The sequence below is a fragment of the Ulvibacterium sp. genome (assembly GCF_965228935.1).
GTDB lineage: Bacteria > Bacteroidota > Bacteroidia > Flavobacteriales > Flavobacteriaceae > Ulvibacterium.
Window position 1 is genome coordinate 3809374 of the sequence record NZ_OZ245846.1, and the last position, 14517, is coordinate 3823890.

At 41.9% G+C, this 14517-nt stretch carries 9 protein-coding genes; 2 read left to right on the forward strand and 7 right to left on the reverse strand.

Annotated features, from left to right (window positions below):
- Nucleotides 1-25 precede the first annotated feature (25 nt).
- The 3 genes from ACO06Y_RS16165 to ACO06Y_RS16175 form a co-directional block, all read right to left on the reverse strand.
- Entirely contained in the window at nt 26-877 is an 852-nt protein-coding gene (locus tag ACO06Y_RS16165; RefSeq protein WP_422080034.1) for an OmpA family protein, read from the reverse strand.
- Between the two features lie 100 nt (nt 878-977).
- Nucleotides 978-1979, reverse strand: coding sequence for a glycosyltransferase family 2 protein (locus tag ACO06Y_RS16170; RefSeq protein ID WP_422080036.1), 1002 nt, complete (start codon nt 1977-1979; stop codon nt 978-980).
- Between the two features lie 12 nt (nt 1980-1991).
- Complete coding sequence (locus ACO06Y_RS16175; RefSeq protein ID WP_422080038.1) at nt 1992-2438, reverse strand: type I restriction enzyme HsdR N-terminal domain-containing protein; 447 nt, start codon at nt 2436-2438, stop codon at nt 1992-1994.
- Between the two features lie 26 nt (nt 2439-2464).
- Here ACO06Y_RS16175 and holA point away from each other — a divergent pair, with 26 nt between their 5' ends.
- Nucleotides 2465-3466: a DNA polymerase III subunit delta gene (holA, locus tag ACO06Y_RS16180; protein WP_422080040.1), complete on the forward strand. Its 1002-nt coding sequence runs from the start codon at nt 2465-2467 to the stop codon at nt 3464-3466.
- Nucleotides 3467-3468: 2 nt separating this feature from the next.
- Here the strand turns inward: holA and ACO06Y_RS16185 are convergent, their stop codons facing one another.
- Together ACO06Y_RS16185 and ACO06Y_RS16190 are read right to left on the reverse strand one after the other, a co-directional pair.
- Nucleotides 3469-3846 carry a DoxX family protein gene (locus ACO06Y_RS16185; RefSeq protein ID WP_422080042.1) on the reverse strand — a complete coding sequence of 126 codons (378 nt, stop codon included), beginning with the start codon at nt 3844-3846 and terminating at the stop codon, nt 3469-3471.
- 21 nt (nt 3847-3867) lie between these two features.
- The gene (locus ACO06Y_RS16190; RefSeq protein WP_422080043.1) at nt 3868-6117 is read right to left on the reverse strand and encodes an aminotransferase class III-fold pyridoxal phosphate-dependent enzyme; all 2250 of its coding nucleotides are present in this window, start codon (nt 6115-6117) and stop codon (nt 3868-3870) included.
- A gap of 161 nt (nt 6118-6278) precedes the next feature.
- Here ACO06Y_RS16190 and ACO06Y_RS16195 point away from each other — a divergent pair, with 161 nt between their 5' ends.
- Nucleotides 6279-9062: a M16 family metallopeptidase gene (locus ACO06Y_RS16195; protein ID WP_422080044.1), complete on the forward strand. Its 2784-nt coding sequence runs from the start codon at nt 6279-6281 to the stop codon at nt 9060-9062.
- A gap of 44 nt (nt 9063-9106) precedes the next feature.
- On the opposite strand, the gene ACO06Y_RS16200 is transcribed toward ACO06Y_RS16195, so the two are convergent.
- On the reverse strand, nt 9107-11518 hold the full coding sequence (locus ACO06Y_RS16200) for an alpha-ketoacid dehydrogenase subunit alpha/beta (RefSeq protein WP_422080045.1): 2412 nt from the start codon (nt 11516-11518) through the stop codon (nt 9107-9109).
- Between the two features lie 158 nt (nt 11519-11676).
- A complete protein-coding gene (locus tag ACO06Y_RS16205) occupies nt 11677-14475 on the reverse strand; it encodes a metalloprotease (RefSeq protein ID WP_422084190.1) in 2799 nt (932 codons plus the stop codon).
- Nucleotides 14476-14517 lie beyond the last annotated feature (42 nt).

Consider the following 14517-nt stretch of genomic DNA (forward strand, 5'->3'; position numbering starts at 1 on the left):
GCGGTTTTTACTCTAAAACTAGTGTTTAGTTATTGATTGCCGGGTCTTTCATGCCTTCTTCGATCATACTATAGAACTGATCGATTTTCGGAAGAACAACTATCCGGGTCCTTCTGTTTTTGGATTTCTCGCTCTGGGATACAGGAATGTACTCGGATCTACCAGCGGCGGTCATCCGCTTGGGATCAACGTTATAATCATTTTGAAGGATACGTACAACGGCCGTGGCCCGCTTAACGCTCAAATCCCAGTTGTCCAACAATACACCGCTTCTGTATGGGACATCATCCGTATGGCCCTCTACCATAAATTCAAAGTCGGGTTTGTTGTTGACTACCATGGCCACTTTGCCCAGAACTTCTTTTGCCCTTCGGGTAACATTGTAACTTCCGCTGCTAAAGAGCAGTTTATCGGAAATGGAAACAAAGACCACTCCTTTTTCCACGCTTATCTCTATATCCTCATCATCCAAATTTCCAAGTACTCCCTTAAGGCTTTGTACCAATGACAGGTTTACGGAATCCCTTCTTGTAATGGCATCTTGCAGTTTGCGAATGGTAAGATCTTTTTCCTTTAGACTTTCCAAGGATTTTTCCAGGTTCTCGGCCCCTTTAGTGGTCAATGTAGTCAAGTTGCCCATGTTGTTGATCAACTCCTGATTGTTGGCTTTAAGGAAGGCATTTTGGTCTTCCAGGGTTTTCATTTTGGAAGCGGCCGTAGCTTTCTCTTCCAAACAATCGTTCAACTTTACCGTTGCAGAATTCAATAGATCTTGAGCTTCCTTGTGCTTGGCTTCAAGATCTGCAAATTTTTTCTGTGATACACAGGACGATAGCAATAATGCTACTCCTAAACAACCTAAGATTATTCTCTTCATAATTACGGATTCAATTATTAATGTTTGTTATTTGTTTTCGAATATATTGGTCTGGCCGCAAAATTAGATAACAATGGGGAACCTCAAAATTTATAATTCGTTAATCTTTTACTAAAATGTTAAATTTCTTTATTTGATGTACGAAATAGGACCATACTATGGATTTTGTGACGTAATACTTTAGTATAAAATTAGCTTTTTCTCTTTTTCTGTAAATTCTTCTAAAATGCCTATAAAAGCTAAGATGCGCTCGTAAGATAGCCAAACAATGTTGAAATCTGAACTGAAAAATAAATCGAATTGCCGCCACGCCATCCAACAACAATCGGATTCCAATGATCAAGAACGCCTTTCTTCTGGGAAGGTTCTTGGTGATTGAAAACAGGGAATTTCTAAAATTGAGATAAGTTTTTTTGGGGTTCATATTGCTTAAGGTCGAACCACCTAAATGATAGACCTTGGATGCGCCGATGTAATATACCTTATGTCCCTTGTTTTTTGCCCTCCAGCATAGGTCTACTTCTTCCTGATGCGCGAAGTAATCCTCATCAAATCCTCCTAATTCCCAATAAACCTCACTTTTAATGAACATACAGGCACCGGTTGCCCAAAAAATTTCCTTGGTGCCGTCATATTGTCCTTCATCTTTCTCCAATGCCTGAAAAATTCTTCCCCTGCAAAAGGGATATCCGAGTTGATCTATGAAACCTCCGGCGGCTCCGGCATATTCAAAATAGTCCCTTCGCAACAAATCCAATATTTTTGGCTGGATAATGGCTACTTTGGGAAGATCTTTAAAACCTTGGATTATGGGTTCCAGCCAGTTTTCGGAGACCTCCACATCGGAATTTAAAAGACAATAAATATCAGCGTCGACCTCTTTCAAAGCATCATTGTACCCTTTGGTAAATCCACCGTTGGAGGCGTTTTGTATAATTTTCACGGTCGGGAAATTGGTTTGGACAAAGGCAACGGAACCATCCGTAGAGGCATTGTCGGCCAGATATACATCCGCACTTTCGGAATGTTCCACTACTACGGGTAGATATCTTTCCAAAAGAGCCTCCCCGTTCCAATTCAATATGACGACAGCTATTTTCAAATCGACGGCAAATTAACGGCTAAAATCAGGAATATGCTCTAGAAAGTGGTATTTTTCCTCTTTATAGTCCATTTTGCAATAAAAATGTTCCATTCCATTGGTGACCATCAAATAGTCTGCCTTTAGCTTCATGTTATATCTTGCGATTTGATCAAAAGTATGTTGCGTAATCTTTATTTTAGGAGCCTTGCATTCTACAAGGGTGTGAATGCTTCCATCGTTTTTGAACACCACAACATCGTATCTTTTTTTAATTGAGTTGATAGTCAATTGTTTTTCCACGTTGATGAGGCTCTTTGGATATCCCTTTTCCTGCATGAGGTACTGGACAACATGTTGCCTTACCCATTCTTCCGGGAGTAGGACTACGAACTTTTTGCGTATTGCGTCAAAAATACAAATCTTATTTTCCCTACTTTTAAAGCGGAAATCATAAGTGGGAAAGGATAGTTTCTGCATACTGCAAATTTGATGCTTTTTTTTGAATGGATGAAGTAAGGCAAATCGTTGCCGATATACGAAATGGGATGATAAAACCTGTATATTTCTTATCAGGTGAGGAGCCTTATTATATAGACCGGATTGCCGAATATATAGAAAAACAAGTCCTTACCGAGGAAGAACGAGGGTTCAATCAGATTATATTATATGGAAAAGATGCTACCGTGGACGATATCTTGGCAAACGCAAAACGATATCCTATGATGTCCGAGCGGCAGGTGGTCATCGTTAAGGAGGCGCAGCACCTTTCAAGAACTATTGAACAATTAACCGGATATGCCGAAAATCCCCAGCCTACTACCGTCCTGGTCGTTTGTTATAAGTATAAAAAACTGGATAAGCGTAAGAAACTGTATAAATCCGTTCGCAAAAACGGAGTACTGTTCGAAAGCAAGAAATTATATGATAACCAGGTATCGGATTGGATTCGGAAAGTTCTTTTGGGCAAAGGATACCATATTTCCCATAAGGCCGCCAGTTTATTGGTAGAATTTCTGGGAACCGATCTAAGCAGGATAAGCAAGGAATTGGAAAAGCTGCAATTGGTTTTGCCCAAAGAGAAAGAAATAACACCGGAAACTATTGAACTACATATTGGCATAAGCAAGGATTACAACAATTTTGAGCTAAAAAAGGCCATAGGGGAGCGAGATATCCTTAAAGCGACCAAGATCGTACATTATTTTTCGCAGAATCCTAAGGACAATCCATTTGTACTGACCGTGACCTTGTTACATTCTTTTTTTACACAGTTATTGCAATACCATGGCCTTAACGACCATTCCCCAAAAAATGTTGCCAGTGCCCTAAGGATAAACCCCTACTTTGTCGATGAATTTCGAGTTGCGGCAAAAAACTATCCAATGAAAAAAGTAAGCCGTATTGTATCTTCCTTACGTGAGATGGACCTTAAAGGAAAAGGGGTGGGAGCCTACGGAATTCCACAGTCCGATCTTCTAAAGGAACTATTGGTAAAGATCATATGACCCTATTTTTTATCGATACTGTATTTTCCAGGTCCTAAAAGACTTATGGATACAAAAGCGACTAAAAACAGCAATGCCTTTTCCTTAACATCCATGGCATCTTGGGCGTGGACAATAAAGGCGGCAACTACCATAGTAACTGCTGGGAATACAGCCGCCCATCTGGTCTTATAGCCCAGTATGATCAAAATGGGGCAAACAAATTCTGCTAGCACGGCGAGGAAGAGTGTAGGGGTAGCACCTATACCGATAGGGTCTCCAAACTCAAAATTGCCGGATATAAGTTTTTGAAATTTGGGAAAGCCATGGGTCAAAAGTAATGCAGATGCGCCAATCCGAAGCAGGGCTAGCCCTAGGTCCTTAAAAATGGTGTTTTTCATGGGGTATGATTTAGAGTGCGGCTAATTTAGTAAATCATGAAGTAATTTGTGTAAATAGTTTACCAATACACCGGCATCATCCTTGGAGAAGGATAACGGGGGCTTTATTTTTAAAACATTATCGTACGGTCCATCGGTTCCTATCAAAACATGGTTTTCCCTAAGCCCGTCTTTAATTTTCCGGGCCAGGGTAGTATTGGGATTTCCTTTTTTATCCAACATTTCCACACCCCAAAAAAGACCTTTCCCCCGAACATCCGCAATTTCCATAAATTCCTGTTGCAGTTCAATTAAGAGGGATTGTAGATGATTCCCGACCTGTTGGGCATGTTCCTGTAGTCCTTCCTCTTGGATTACTTCCAATACCGCATGACCTATGGTACAGGAAACAGGGTTGCCGCCAAAGGAGCTGAAAAATTCGGGGCCCTTTGCAAAACTTTCCGAGATTTCCGTAGTGGTGACCACGGCGCCTATGGGATGTCCGTTGCCCATGGGTTTGCCCAAGATTACCATATCCGGTACCACCCCGTACATTTCATAACCCCAAAAGTAATCTCCCAAACGACCAAAACCTACCTGTACCTCGTCACTGATACAAATACCGCCCTGTTCACGTATTTTGGGATACACTTCTTTTAAATAGCCTTTGGCCAAGGGTACCTGCCCACCACAACCTAATATGGGTTCGGCTATAAAAGCGGCTACCTGACCCACGGCTTCTTCCAATCTGGACATGGCCTCCCTTGCAAAGTATTGGCCGGCGGTACCATCGTCCTTTAAACCCGAACCAAAAACCTTGGGCATCGGAGCTTCTACTATATAGTTCCGTTTTCCCAAGTCATCTCCTTTAGTGTACTTATAATGGCTTATATCTACTCCGATTCTCGTGTTTCCATGGTAACCATGTTCCAAGACCATTATTTTCCTCTTTTTGGAATGGGCCAGAGCCATTCGGATGGCCAGATCTGTGGCCGCACTTCCCGAGTTGACAAAAAAGACCTTGTTCAAGTTTTGTGGAAATCTGGACAATAGTTTTTCACTATACACTAATATTTCTTGATACAGGTAGCGTGTATTGGTATTCAATCTTGCCATGGTCTCCCTGCCCGCCCTGACCACTCTTGGATGACAGTGTCCTGCCAACATAATATTGTTGTAGGCATCCAGAATAGTGTTTCCCTGGCTATCATACATATATTGGAATGCGGAACGCCGCATCTGGATGGGGTTATTATAACTTAGGGAAAGTGCCCTGCCCAAATTTGAATCCCTTTGTTTTAGCTGTTCCTCGGGTCTTGGCTTATCGGTCTTTGGATAACCGGCCGCAAGACGAAATGTGTCCCTGCATTTGATGGGATTTATACTTAACCATTTTCGCAATAGTCGCCATGCCGGTTTTTCGCTTATGGTGATATATTCGGATTCCGGTTTTAACGTTTTGGTGTATGCCGAATTACAAACGCTGGTACACAAACGGGCGGCGACCAAATAGTATAAAATATCCAGTTCCTTTGTTTCCAATGGAAAAACATCTTGATAGCCTTGAATGACATGGGAAGCCACCTCCAAAGGATCTTCCTTCTCCATCATTACATACGTTAGGGCCACTGCAATTTCGTTCACTGTCCAGGAATGGCACATATCCCCAAAGTCAATGATACCTGAAACCGTACCATCCTTGGAAAGCACATTCCAGTCATTGGCATCATTATGGATAATGCTTTTTCGCAACTCATACGCAATTGGGGATACATTCTCAAGGAACTGAAGGAAAAAATAATCCACCAAACTCCTATCCTTGGCATCGGGAATGAATTTCAAGTATTTTTCATTGGCCATGAAGTGCTTCAAGTCCCATTGCGTTTCTTTGGCTGCAAGTGTAGCTTCATGGGCATTAAACAATGACCTGTCCATTTTTCCCAAGAATTCCCCAAAGGATTTTAAAAGCTTGGGAGTATGTTGAACGTTACCCAAAAAATCGCCTTCCACATAACTCAGCAAGCGGAAAACCGTTTCTCCTTTTACAATAAGTTTTTGCTTATCTATCGTCCTGATCGTTTTCGGAAAATCATAACTTCCTAATTTTGAAACATTTTCCAGTACTCTATTTTCGGCATGTAGTAGTTCTTGGTTGGCATCTGAATAGGGATATTGCTTCAGAACGTAGGTTTCGGTTTCTTTCTCTACTTTAAAATTCACGCTATCGTATCCTTCCAACGGGGTTAACCTTACCTTATTTAGACCGTAATATTCGGAGAGAATCCCTTTCAATGGTGAAGATTTTTATACATCAAAGATACGTATCGTACCGTTGTTTTGGATAAAAAACTATTTCCAGGTAGATGTAAGATAAATCATAAAAAATTGTACTCCTGACCGTTAAATAGTATATTTACTCTTGGCATTGGCTAAAGTTTATTAAATCATCAATCATGAAAAAATCACTTCACTTATTATTCATTCTTTTAATCGTTTCCTTGCAAGGCCTTCAATCCCAGAATGTGGAATTTAAGGCAAGTGAAATAGATATTCCTTATGAAAAGTTTGTACTGCCGAATGGGTTGACCCTTTTGGTGCATGAAGACCATAAGGCTCCCATAGTGGCCGTAAATGTTTGGTACCATGTGGGATCCAAGAACGAAAAACCTGGAAAAAGTGGGTTTGCCCATTTATTCGAACACCTGATGTTCAACGGCAGTGAAAACTTTAATGACGATTATTTTCAGGCCTTGGAGCGTATAGGAGGTACCGATTTAAACGGGACCACAAATTCCGATAGAACCAACTATTTTCAGAATGTTCCCGTTTCAGCATTAGATCAGGTACTCTTTTTGGAGTCGGATCGTATGGGCTATCTTTTAGGGGCCATTGACCAAGCTAAATTGGATGAGCAACGTGGGGTAGTGAAGAATGAGAAGAGGCAAGGAGAGAACCAGCCCTATGGAAGACAAGGAAGCTTACTTACTAAGGCCATGTATCCTAAAGGGCACCCGTACTCCTGGACTGTAATAGGTGAAATGGAGGACTTGGACGCTGCTTCGCTGGAAGATGTTCAGGAATGGTTCAAATCCTATTATGGTGCGGCCAATGCGGTTGTTGCCATAGCCGGGGATATAAATCCGGACGAGGTATATAAAAAAGTGTTGAAATATTTTGGATCTATTCCATCGGGCCCAACAATAGTCCGCCCGGAAATTAATATTCCCTTACACAACGGGGATACCTATCAAGTATATGAGGACCGGGTTCCGGAAACCCGTATTCTGTTTGCTTGGAACACGCCACAATTTGGACACAGGGAAGATATTCATTTCGATTTGATATCCTCTATTTTGACCGGAGGTAAAAATTCCAGGCTGTATAAAAAATTGGTCTATGAAGATCAAACGGCAAGTTCGGTAGTATCATATCAGGCTTCCAAGGAAATAGCAAGTAATTTCGTTTCATGGGTAAATGTTAAACCCGGTGAAGACCCGGATACTGTAAAGGAAGTCTTTCAATCCGAAATTGAAAATCTCATCCAAAATGGCCCAACGGAATTAGAACTGAAACGGGTAAAGGCAGCTTATTTTGCCAATTTCATCAAAGGATTGGAGCGCATTGGAGGTTTTGGTGGCATATCCGATATATTGGCTTCCAATCAAACTTATTTTGGGGATGCCGCCTATTACAAAACCGTATTGAATTATGTACAGAGTGCCACCGTAGAGGATATTAAGGCTACAGCACAAAAATGGCTTCGCCGAGGGAAGCATACCCTAGTGTGTAACCCTTTTCCAGAGTATACTGTGGAAGAAACTCAAGTAGACCGGTCCAAATTACCGGAACTGGGACCTCAAAAGAGTTCTAAATTTCCCGAATTGGAGAGGGCCAGACTTTCCAATGGACTAAATATAGTATTGGCAAGAAGGGAAGGTGTTCCTACTGTAGTAATGAACCTTATGATGGACGCCGGTTATAAAACCGACCATCTCTCCAGTCCTGGGACCGCGGAATTGGCCATGAACTTAATGGACGAAGGAACGCAGAAACTAAGTTCCCTTGAAATCAATGAGAAGCTCCAACTTTTAGGAGCCAGTTTGTACACCTATTCCAGCCAGGACAATTCCAACGTTTATCTAAACACACTCAAACAGAGTCTGGATGCTAGTTTGGACCTTTTTGCCGATGTGATACTTAACCCGGCTTTCCCGGAAAAGGAATTTGATCGGTTGAAAAATGAACAGATAAATAGCATTAAAAAAGAGAAATCCCAACCTATTGCCATGGCGTTGCGGGTTATGAACAAGTATCTGTATGGCGAAGACCACCCTTATAGTAATCCCTATACCGGAACGGGCTATGAGGAAACTGTGGCAAAACTTACCCGGGAAGACGCACTGAAATTCTACAAAACATGGATACGACCGAATAACGCTACATTGGTGATCACCGGGGACGTAGATATGACGGAATTAAAATCCAAGCTGGAAAAATCATTGGGAAAATGGAAAAAGTCCGATGTACCTTCCATAACCTTCAATGCACCTAAAGTAAATACCAAAAATACGTTGTATCTGGTCAATAGACCGGAATCGCAACAATCCATTATCCTGGCGGGCCATCTTACGGATAAGTATGGAGCTGTATCCGAAATCGCTTTGGAGCAAATGGTCAGTATTTTGGGTGGAGACTTTACCTCGCGCATCAATATGAATTTAAGGGAAGACAAGCATTGGGCCTATGGTGCGGGAGGATTTGTTATGTCCAACAAGGAAGAACGGCCTTTCCTTGTATATGCTCCGGTTCAAACGGATAAGTCCGCTGAATCCGTTACGGAGCTCCGCAAAGAAATTTCTGAATTCATTTCAACCAGACCGGCCACCCAACAAGAGTTGGACAAGGTAAAGACCAATCAGGTTTTAAAATTACCAGGTCAATGGGAGACCAATAGTGCCGTAAATAGTTCCATGACCAAATTGGTCAAATACGATTTGTCCGATGACTATTACCAAAAGTATGATCAGAATGTAAGGAACCTCTCTTTGAAGGACATACATGAGGTAAGCAAAGAGGTTATACGGCCGGAAGCGGTTAACTGGTTCATGGTAGGGGATAGGGCCAAAATCGTTGATAAACTGGATGAATTGGGTTTCGACGCCATCATTGAAATCGATGCCGATGGAAACCCCATAAATCCTGTGGTTCAACTCCCGGTCAACGACTTAAAGAATTAGGGTTATTTTTTAAGATACCACCTAGGCTATGGTAGATAGCTAGGCTAACGCAATTTTGGATAGTTGGCCGGATCAGCTTCATGGATGATTTCATATACCTTTTCGAAGATATCCTCCGCATTGGGTTTGGAAAAATAATCCCCGTCGGTTCCATAAGCAGGTCTATGTGCCTTTGCCGTGAGGGTTTGGGGAGCACTGTCCAAATAATCATAGGCCCCTTGCCGTTCAATAATTTCTTGAACCAAATAGGCCGAACAACCTCCAGGAACATCTTCGTCCACTACCAATAACCTATTGGTCTTTTGTATACTTTTTACCGTATCCCCGTTGACATCAAAGGGCAATAAGGTCTGTGCATCGATAACTTCCGCATCGATACCTACTTCAGAAAGCTCCCGTGCCGCCTGTTCAACAATGCGCAAGGTAGATCCATACGAAAGAATGGTAATGTCATTGCCTTTTCTTAAGGTCTCGATTTTTCCGATCGGGGTGCAAAAATCCCCCAGATTATTGGGCATGGGCTCTTTTAATCGGTATCCGTTAAGACTTTCTATGATCAGGGCGGGTTCATCGCTTTTCATTAAAGTATTATAAAATCCGGCCGCTTGGGTCATGTTTCGCGGTGCGAGAATATACATGCCTCGTAAGACGTGGATCAAGCCTCCCATGGGTGAACCTGAATGCCAAATACCCTCTAACCGATGGCCTCTTGTTCTCACGATAAGGGGAGCTTTTTGCTTTCCATATGTCCGGTACAATAAACTGGCCAAATCATCCGTAAGCGTGGCCAAAGTATAAAAGATATAATCCAGGTATTGGATTTCGGCGATTGGCCTTAGGCCTCTTAAGGCCATTCCTATACCTTGTCCTATAATGGTTGTTTCTCGAATACCGGTATCGGCTACCCGTAATTCCCCGTATTTTTTTTGAAGCCCTTCCAACCCCTGGTTTACGTCTCCTATCTTACCACTATCCTCCCCAAATACTAGAGCTTCGGGATATTTTTCGAACAACTTGTCAAAATTGTCCCGAAGAACCACCCGTCCATCCACGGTTTCGGGATTGGTATCGTATTGAGGACGTACCTCCGGAATTTTAGTGGCCCTGGTAGGCAGTTCGCTATATAACAGTGAGCTATATTTGGGTTGGGTTTCTTCCAAAAAACGATTTACCCAGGAAGCCAAGGCCTTTTTTTCGGGGGTGTTTTCACCCAACATATAGCGTAAGGCCTTTCTTGAGTTAAGGGCAAGATCTTTTTTGATCGGTTCTTCAACGGCTATTAAATCGTTCTTTATTTTGTTGATAAAGTTTTTGTTCGGGCTTTTTTGCGCACCATTTTCCAATAGTTGGATCAAGGTCTTTTTCATTTGCCTGTGCGGTTCCAAATACTCCGCCCAGGCCTCCTTTTTTGCAATTCTGACCCTTTTTTTAATTGATTTTTCCAGTTCCGCAAGCTCGGAATCCTCAGCGATGCCGGCTTCCAACACCCATTCCCTAAAACGTTTGTTACAATCGTTTTCCTTTTCCCATTCCAGCCGCTTTTCGCTCTTGTACCGCTCATGGGAACCTGAGGTAGAGTGTCCTTGGGGCTGGGTCAGTTCCACAACATGGATGATGACGGGTACATGTTCCTCCCGGGCAATGTCCGAGGCATTTTCATAAGCATGCATCAGGGCCGTATAATCCCAACCCTTTACTTTAATGAGCTCATACCCTTTTTGTTCCTCGTCCCTTTGGAATCCACTGAGCATTTTTGAAATATCCTCTTTGGTGGCATGATACTTGGCCGGTACGGATATGCCATAATCATCGTCCCAGATACTGATAACCATGGGCACTTGAAGTACGCCACCGGCATTTACGGTTTCCAAAAACATTCCTTCGCTGGTACTGGCATTGCCTATGGTTCCCCAAGCTACCTCATAACCGTTATTTGAAAACTTCCCCGAGTCCAGGTTCTCCAGATGCCTATACATTTTGGAAGCCTGCGCCAGACCCAATAACCTGGGCATCTGTCCCGCAGTACACGAAATATCGGCACTGCTATTTTTTTGCCGGGTCAAGTTTCTCCAGCTACCATCTTCATTGATACTATTGGTCATATAGTGACCTACCATTTGCCTGCCCGCACTCATGGGTTCCTTTTCAATATCGGTAGTGGCGTAAAGGCCATGGAACAATTGCTTGGGCGTTAGCAGGCCTAAGGCCATCATAAACGTTTGATCTCTATAATAGCCACTTCTAAAATCCCCATTTTTGAAGGATCTCGCCATTGCCAGTTGTGGAAGTTCCTTCCCATCACTGAAAATCCCAAATTTTGCCTTCCCGGTAAGTACCTCTTTGCGACCCATTAGACTACATTCCCTACTCAAAACCGCTATCTCATAATCGTGTAGGATCTGTGCCCTAAAATCTTCGAATGAAATATCGGTACTGGTTTTCGGGGATAGGTCCATGGGCAACTAAAGTTTTTGCAAAAATATCCAATAGGATAGATTTTTACAACTCTATAAAAGTTAAATTATTTCTATATTGACAAAAAGAACCGCCTTTTTTTGATTTTATATAGTTTTTTTACTCCAAAAAGGTCATTTTCTAAGAATATTTCAGAATTTTAGAACCATTTTCTGGTAAATAGGCCGGTAAGCGTCCGGGGATCTATAGTAATAATAAACCGAATCCGTTCTTCATAATTAGGCTGTGCTATCTCCCATCCATTATTGGAATACACTGGGAAATAGAGTTCAAAAAAGTCGGTAACCAGATTTAAGCGAATTCCAGAGTCATAGACAAATTTTTGCCTTTCCCCTCTATTTTTCACAAATCCCAAATCCCCATAGGCCTCGATCCATCGCCAGAGATTTACACTGGTATTTACGGTGGTAAGCCAATCATTCGCAAACCTATATCGCTCATCCAGAAAAGACTTGAATCCGCCTTCGGCGATGATGATTTGTTGACTATAAATGCCACTATCTTCGGAACGACCTAGATAATTGTAGTCAAAAAGGTAGTCTGTAGGTCTGTCCAGGGCAAAGTCGAAAAATCTATTCCCCGGTTCTATCCTGTTCCTTAGAAACTTTCCTGCAAAAAAGCGTACATTAAACTGTGTATTGTTTTCGAAGAGTTTCCGATATTCAAACTCAAGGACCAATTTTGTAAAGTCACTGGAGTGCTGGAAATCCGCGGACCAGGAATCAAAATCTATAATTCCGTTGTTTATATGGGAAAACCGGGCATTAAAAACGCTATAATCCGGAGTATCGGGATCATTGCTCAGGTCGACAAGACTCTCATCAAAATCCCGAAAAATATTCACGTACCTAAAGGTTAAAAACTGTCGTTTGTTGGATATAAGATCGGCAGGGCGCCATCCAAAGGTCATAGAGGGTGTAATTGAGGTATATCTACTATTAGTCTGAAAATGGAATGTGGAAGCACCAATACGGTAATTGGACAAATAGAGTCCGCTTTTTTTCAGGTACTTTCTATAGCCGAGACTTCCGAAACCTACAAGGGTATTTTCCCGAAATGAATAGGAGGGATGAAAATCATATACAAAAGGGCGTTCCAAAAGGGTTTTGTTATACAAGCGAAGTCCGGGTGACCAACCGTCATAAATATTGAAGTTTAAGATAGGGACGTAGAATATCTGATTGTAATACGGGTTTTCCGCATCCTTAAAAAAAGTAAACTTGAATTTTTTATTGCTCGAGAAAAAACCTTTCAAGGATTTCCAATTGTCCCTTTGATTAAACTCCGGAATCTTTTGATCGTAGTTCAATACCAAACGTTCCTCGTTCTTATTTGGAATGGTAAAGGTCTTTTGCCCTGTAATACCGGAAAACCAATACTTGGATACCACGGAGTCCTTATGAAGCCCAAAAAGTGAAATAGGGACATTGGTTCCCTTTTTATTTTTTAAGGTAACGTGTAGGGAATCCTCGGCTTTTTCCACTTTTTTTATTTTAAAATCAATAAGCCGGTCCGTGGAGACATAATCGTTAAAAAACCAGTCAATGTTGCGATTTGATGCCCGTTTCAATATCGATTCGAAATCTAGTGGCTTTACCTTTTTCAGGTTATAATATTTGTAGAAGGTCTTGATACTTTCGTCTACCTTTTCCTTTCCAATATAGCTGGCCAAGTAGGAAAGCCCCTGACCGGCCTTATACTTATTTCCTATTTTTTGGTTCCATTTAATAAGTGAATCGTTAGGGGTGGTCAAGGGCTGATCCTGATTTTTACGGGCCCTGAACATGTATAAAAAGGGATATTGCTCGTTAAAGCCCATTTTGGCCAATTCATAGCTCCTAAAGCCCCAAATTTTGGATAGTTTCCCCAATAATTTCTGGTCGGGATAGTGCTCTTCCACATAGGCGATCATCAGATAGTTGGCAATGGCATCCAATATCCATTGGTCCTTTCTTGGATCCAAAAAAAGAGTCTCTTCCAAAGCATTGATAAGGGCTGTTTTAAGAAATTTTATTTCAAATTGAAATTGGTCCTCGTAGGGTCGTATAAAAGAGGGAAGCTGATTAATACCATACATGGGGTTCTTCTGATAGTCAATTTCACTGACCAATAAGTGGGAATGGGGAAACTTCCCCAAGTTCTCCTGGATAAAATCGGTCACCTTGTAAATAGAGACTCCCTGGGATATCTCATCGTATTTTCCGGCCCTGAGATCCGTAATAACGGTCATGTTACGTGTTACGTGTGTGGTAAACCCGTTATTAGGCGTCAGAATAATTTCACAGCTTTTTCGGTTAGTGCCTTCTAATTGGGCCACATTGCCATTCGGGAATTTGGTTTGACCCAATACCCTGAAATTCGAAACCATGAAGAGACTGTCCGGGTATGTTATTTTTAGATTGGTATTGGTCACATCCGTATAGAGGTCCTCCAGATTTTTGTTGGAATATAAATGCCATTTGCCGTCATAGACCGCTGGGGTCAAGTACCAGTCCTTTAAATAGTATCCACTTTTTGGGTCATACCCATAAGGGGTAAACTTTTTGGAAGGTAATTTTACCGTATACGTAATGAAGATTTTGGCCGAATTCCCAGGCTTTAGCGGTTCATTAAGCCTAATTTTAAGAACATCCTGTCCCGTTACCCTTTCCCAAAACAGGCCTCTATATTCCTCGTCAACGGCACTCTGAATTTCGGTAAAACCCCTTTCGTGGTCTTTGGCTAGGTGGAGGCTTTTTCTGAAATCCTCCGCGAATCGCTTGGCCAGACCGGTTTTTTTGTTGGAATAGGCGTGTGCCCAGTCATTGAAGTATAAGTTGTTCAAAGTATCATCCGAGGTGTTTTTATATTCAAATTCCTGTTGAATACGTATTTCATTGGTATCCTCGTCCAAATCGGCAGTAAGGTTATTGATATGCTGGGCACGGGATACTACCATGCCCAGTAAAAAAATTACTAGGACAATCGGGTGGGGTAAGTA

Bases quoted from the DNA above. Each gene is read 5' to 3' on its own strand.
- holA (WP_422080040.1), top strand. From the start codon at position 2,465: ATGGATGAAGTAAGGCAAATCGTTGCCGATATACGAAATGGGATGATA.
- ACO06Y_RS16200 (WP_422080045.1), bottom strand. From the start codon at position 11,518: ATGGACCTATCCCCGAAAACCAGTACCGATATTTCATTCGAAGATTTT.
- ACO06Y_RS16175 (WP_422080038.1), bottom strand. From the start codon at position 2,438: ATGCAGAAACTATCCTTTCCCACTTATGATTTCCGCTTTAAAAGTAGG.
- ACO06Y_RS16205 (WP_422084190.1), bottom strand. From the start codon at position 14,475: ATGGTAGTATCCCGTGCCCAGCATATCAATAACCTTACTGCCGATTTG.
- ACO06Y_RS16195 (WP_422080044.1), top strand. From the start codon at position 6,279: ATGAAAAAATCACTTCACTTATTATTCATTCTTTTAATCGTTTCCTTG.
- ACO06Y_RS16185 (WP_422080042.1), bottom strand. From the start codon at position 3,846: ATGAAAAACACCATTTTTAAGGACCTAGGGCTAGCCCTGCTTCGGATT.
- ACO06Y_RS16165 (WP_422080034.1), bottom strand. From the start codon at position 877: ATGAAGAGAATAATCTTAGGTTGTTTAGGAGTAGCATTATTGCTATCG.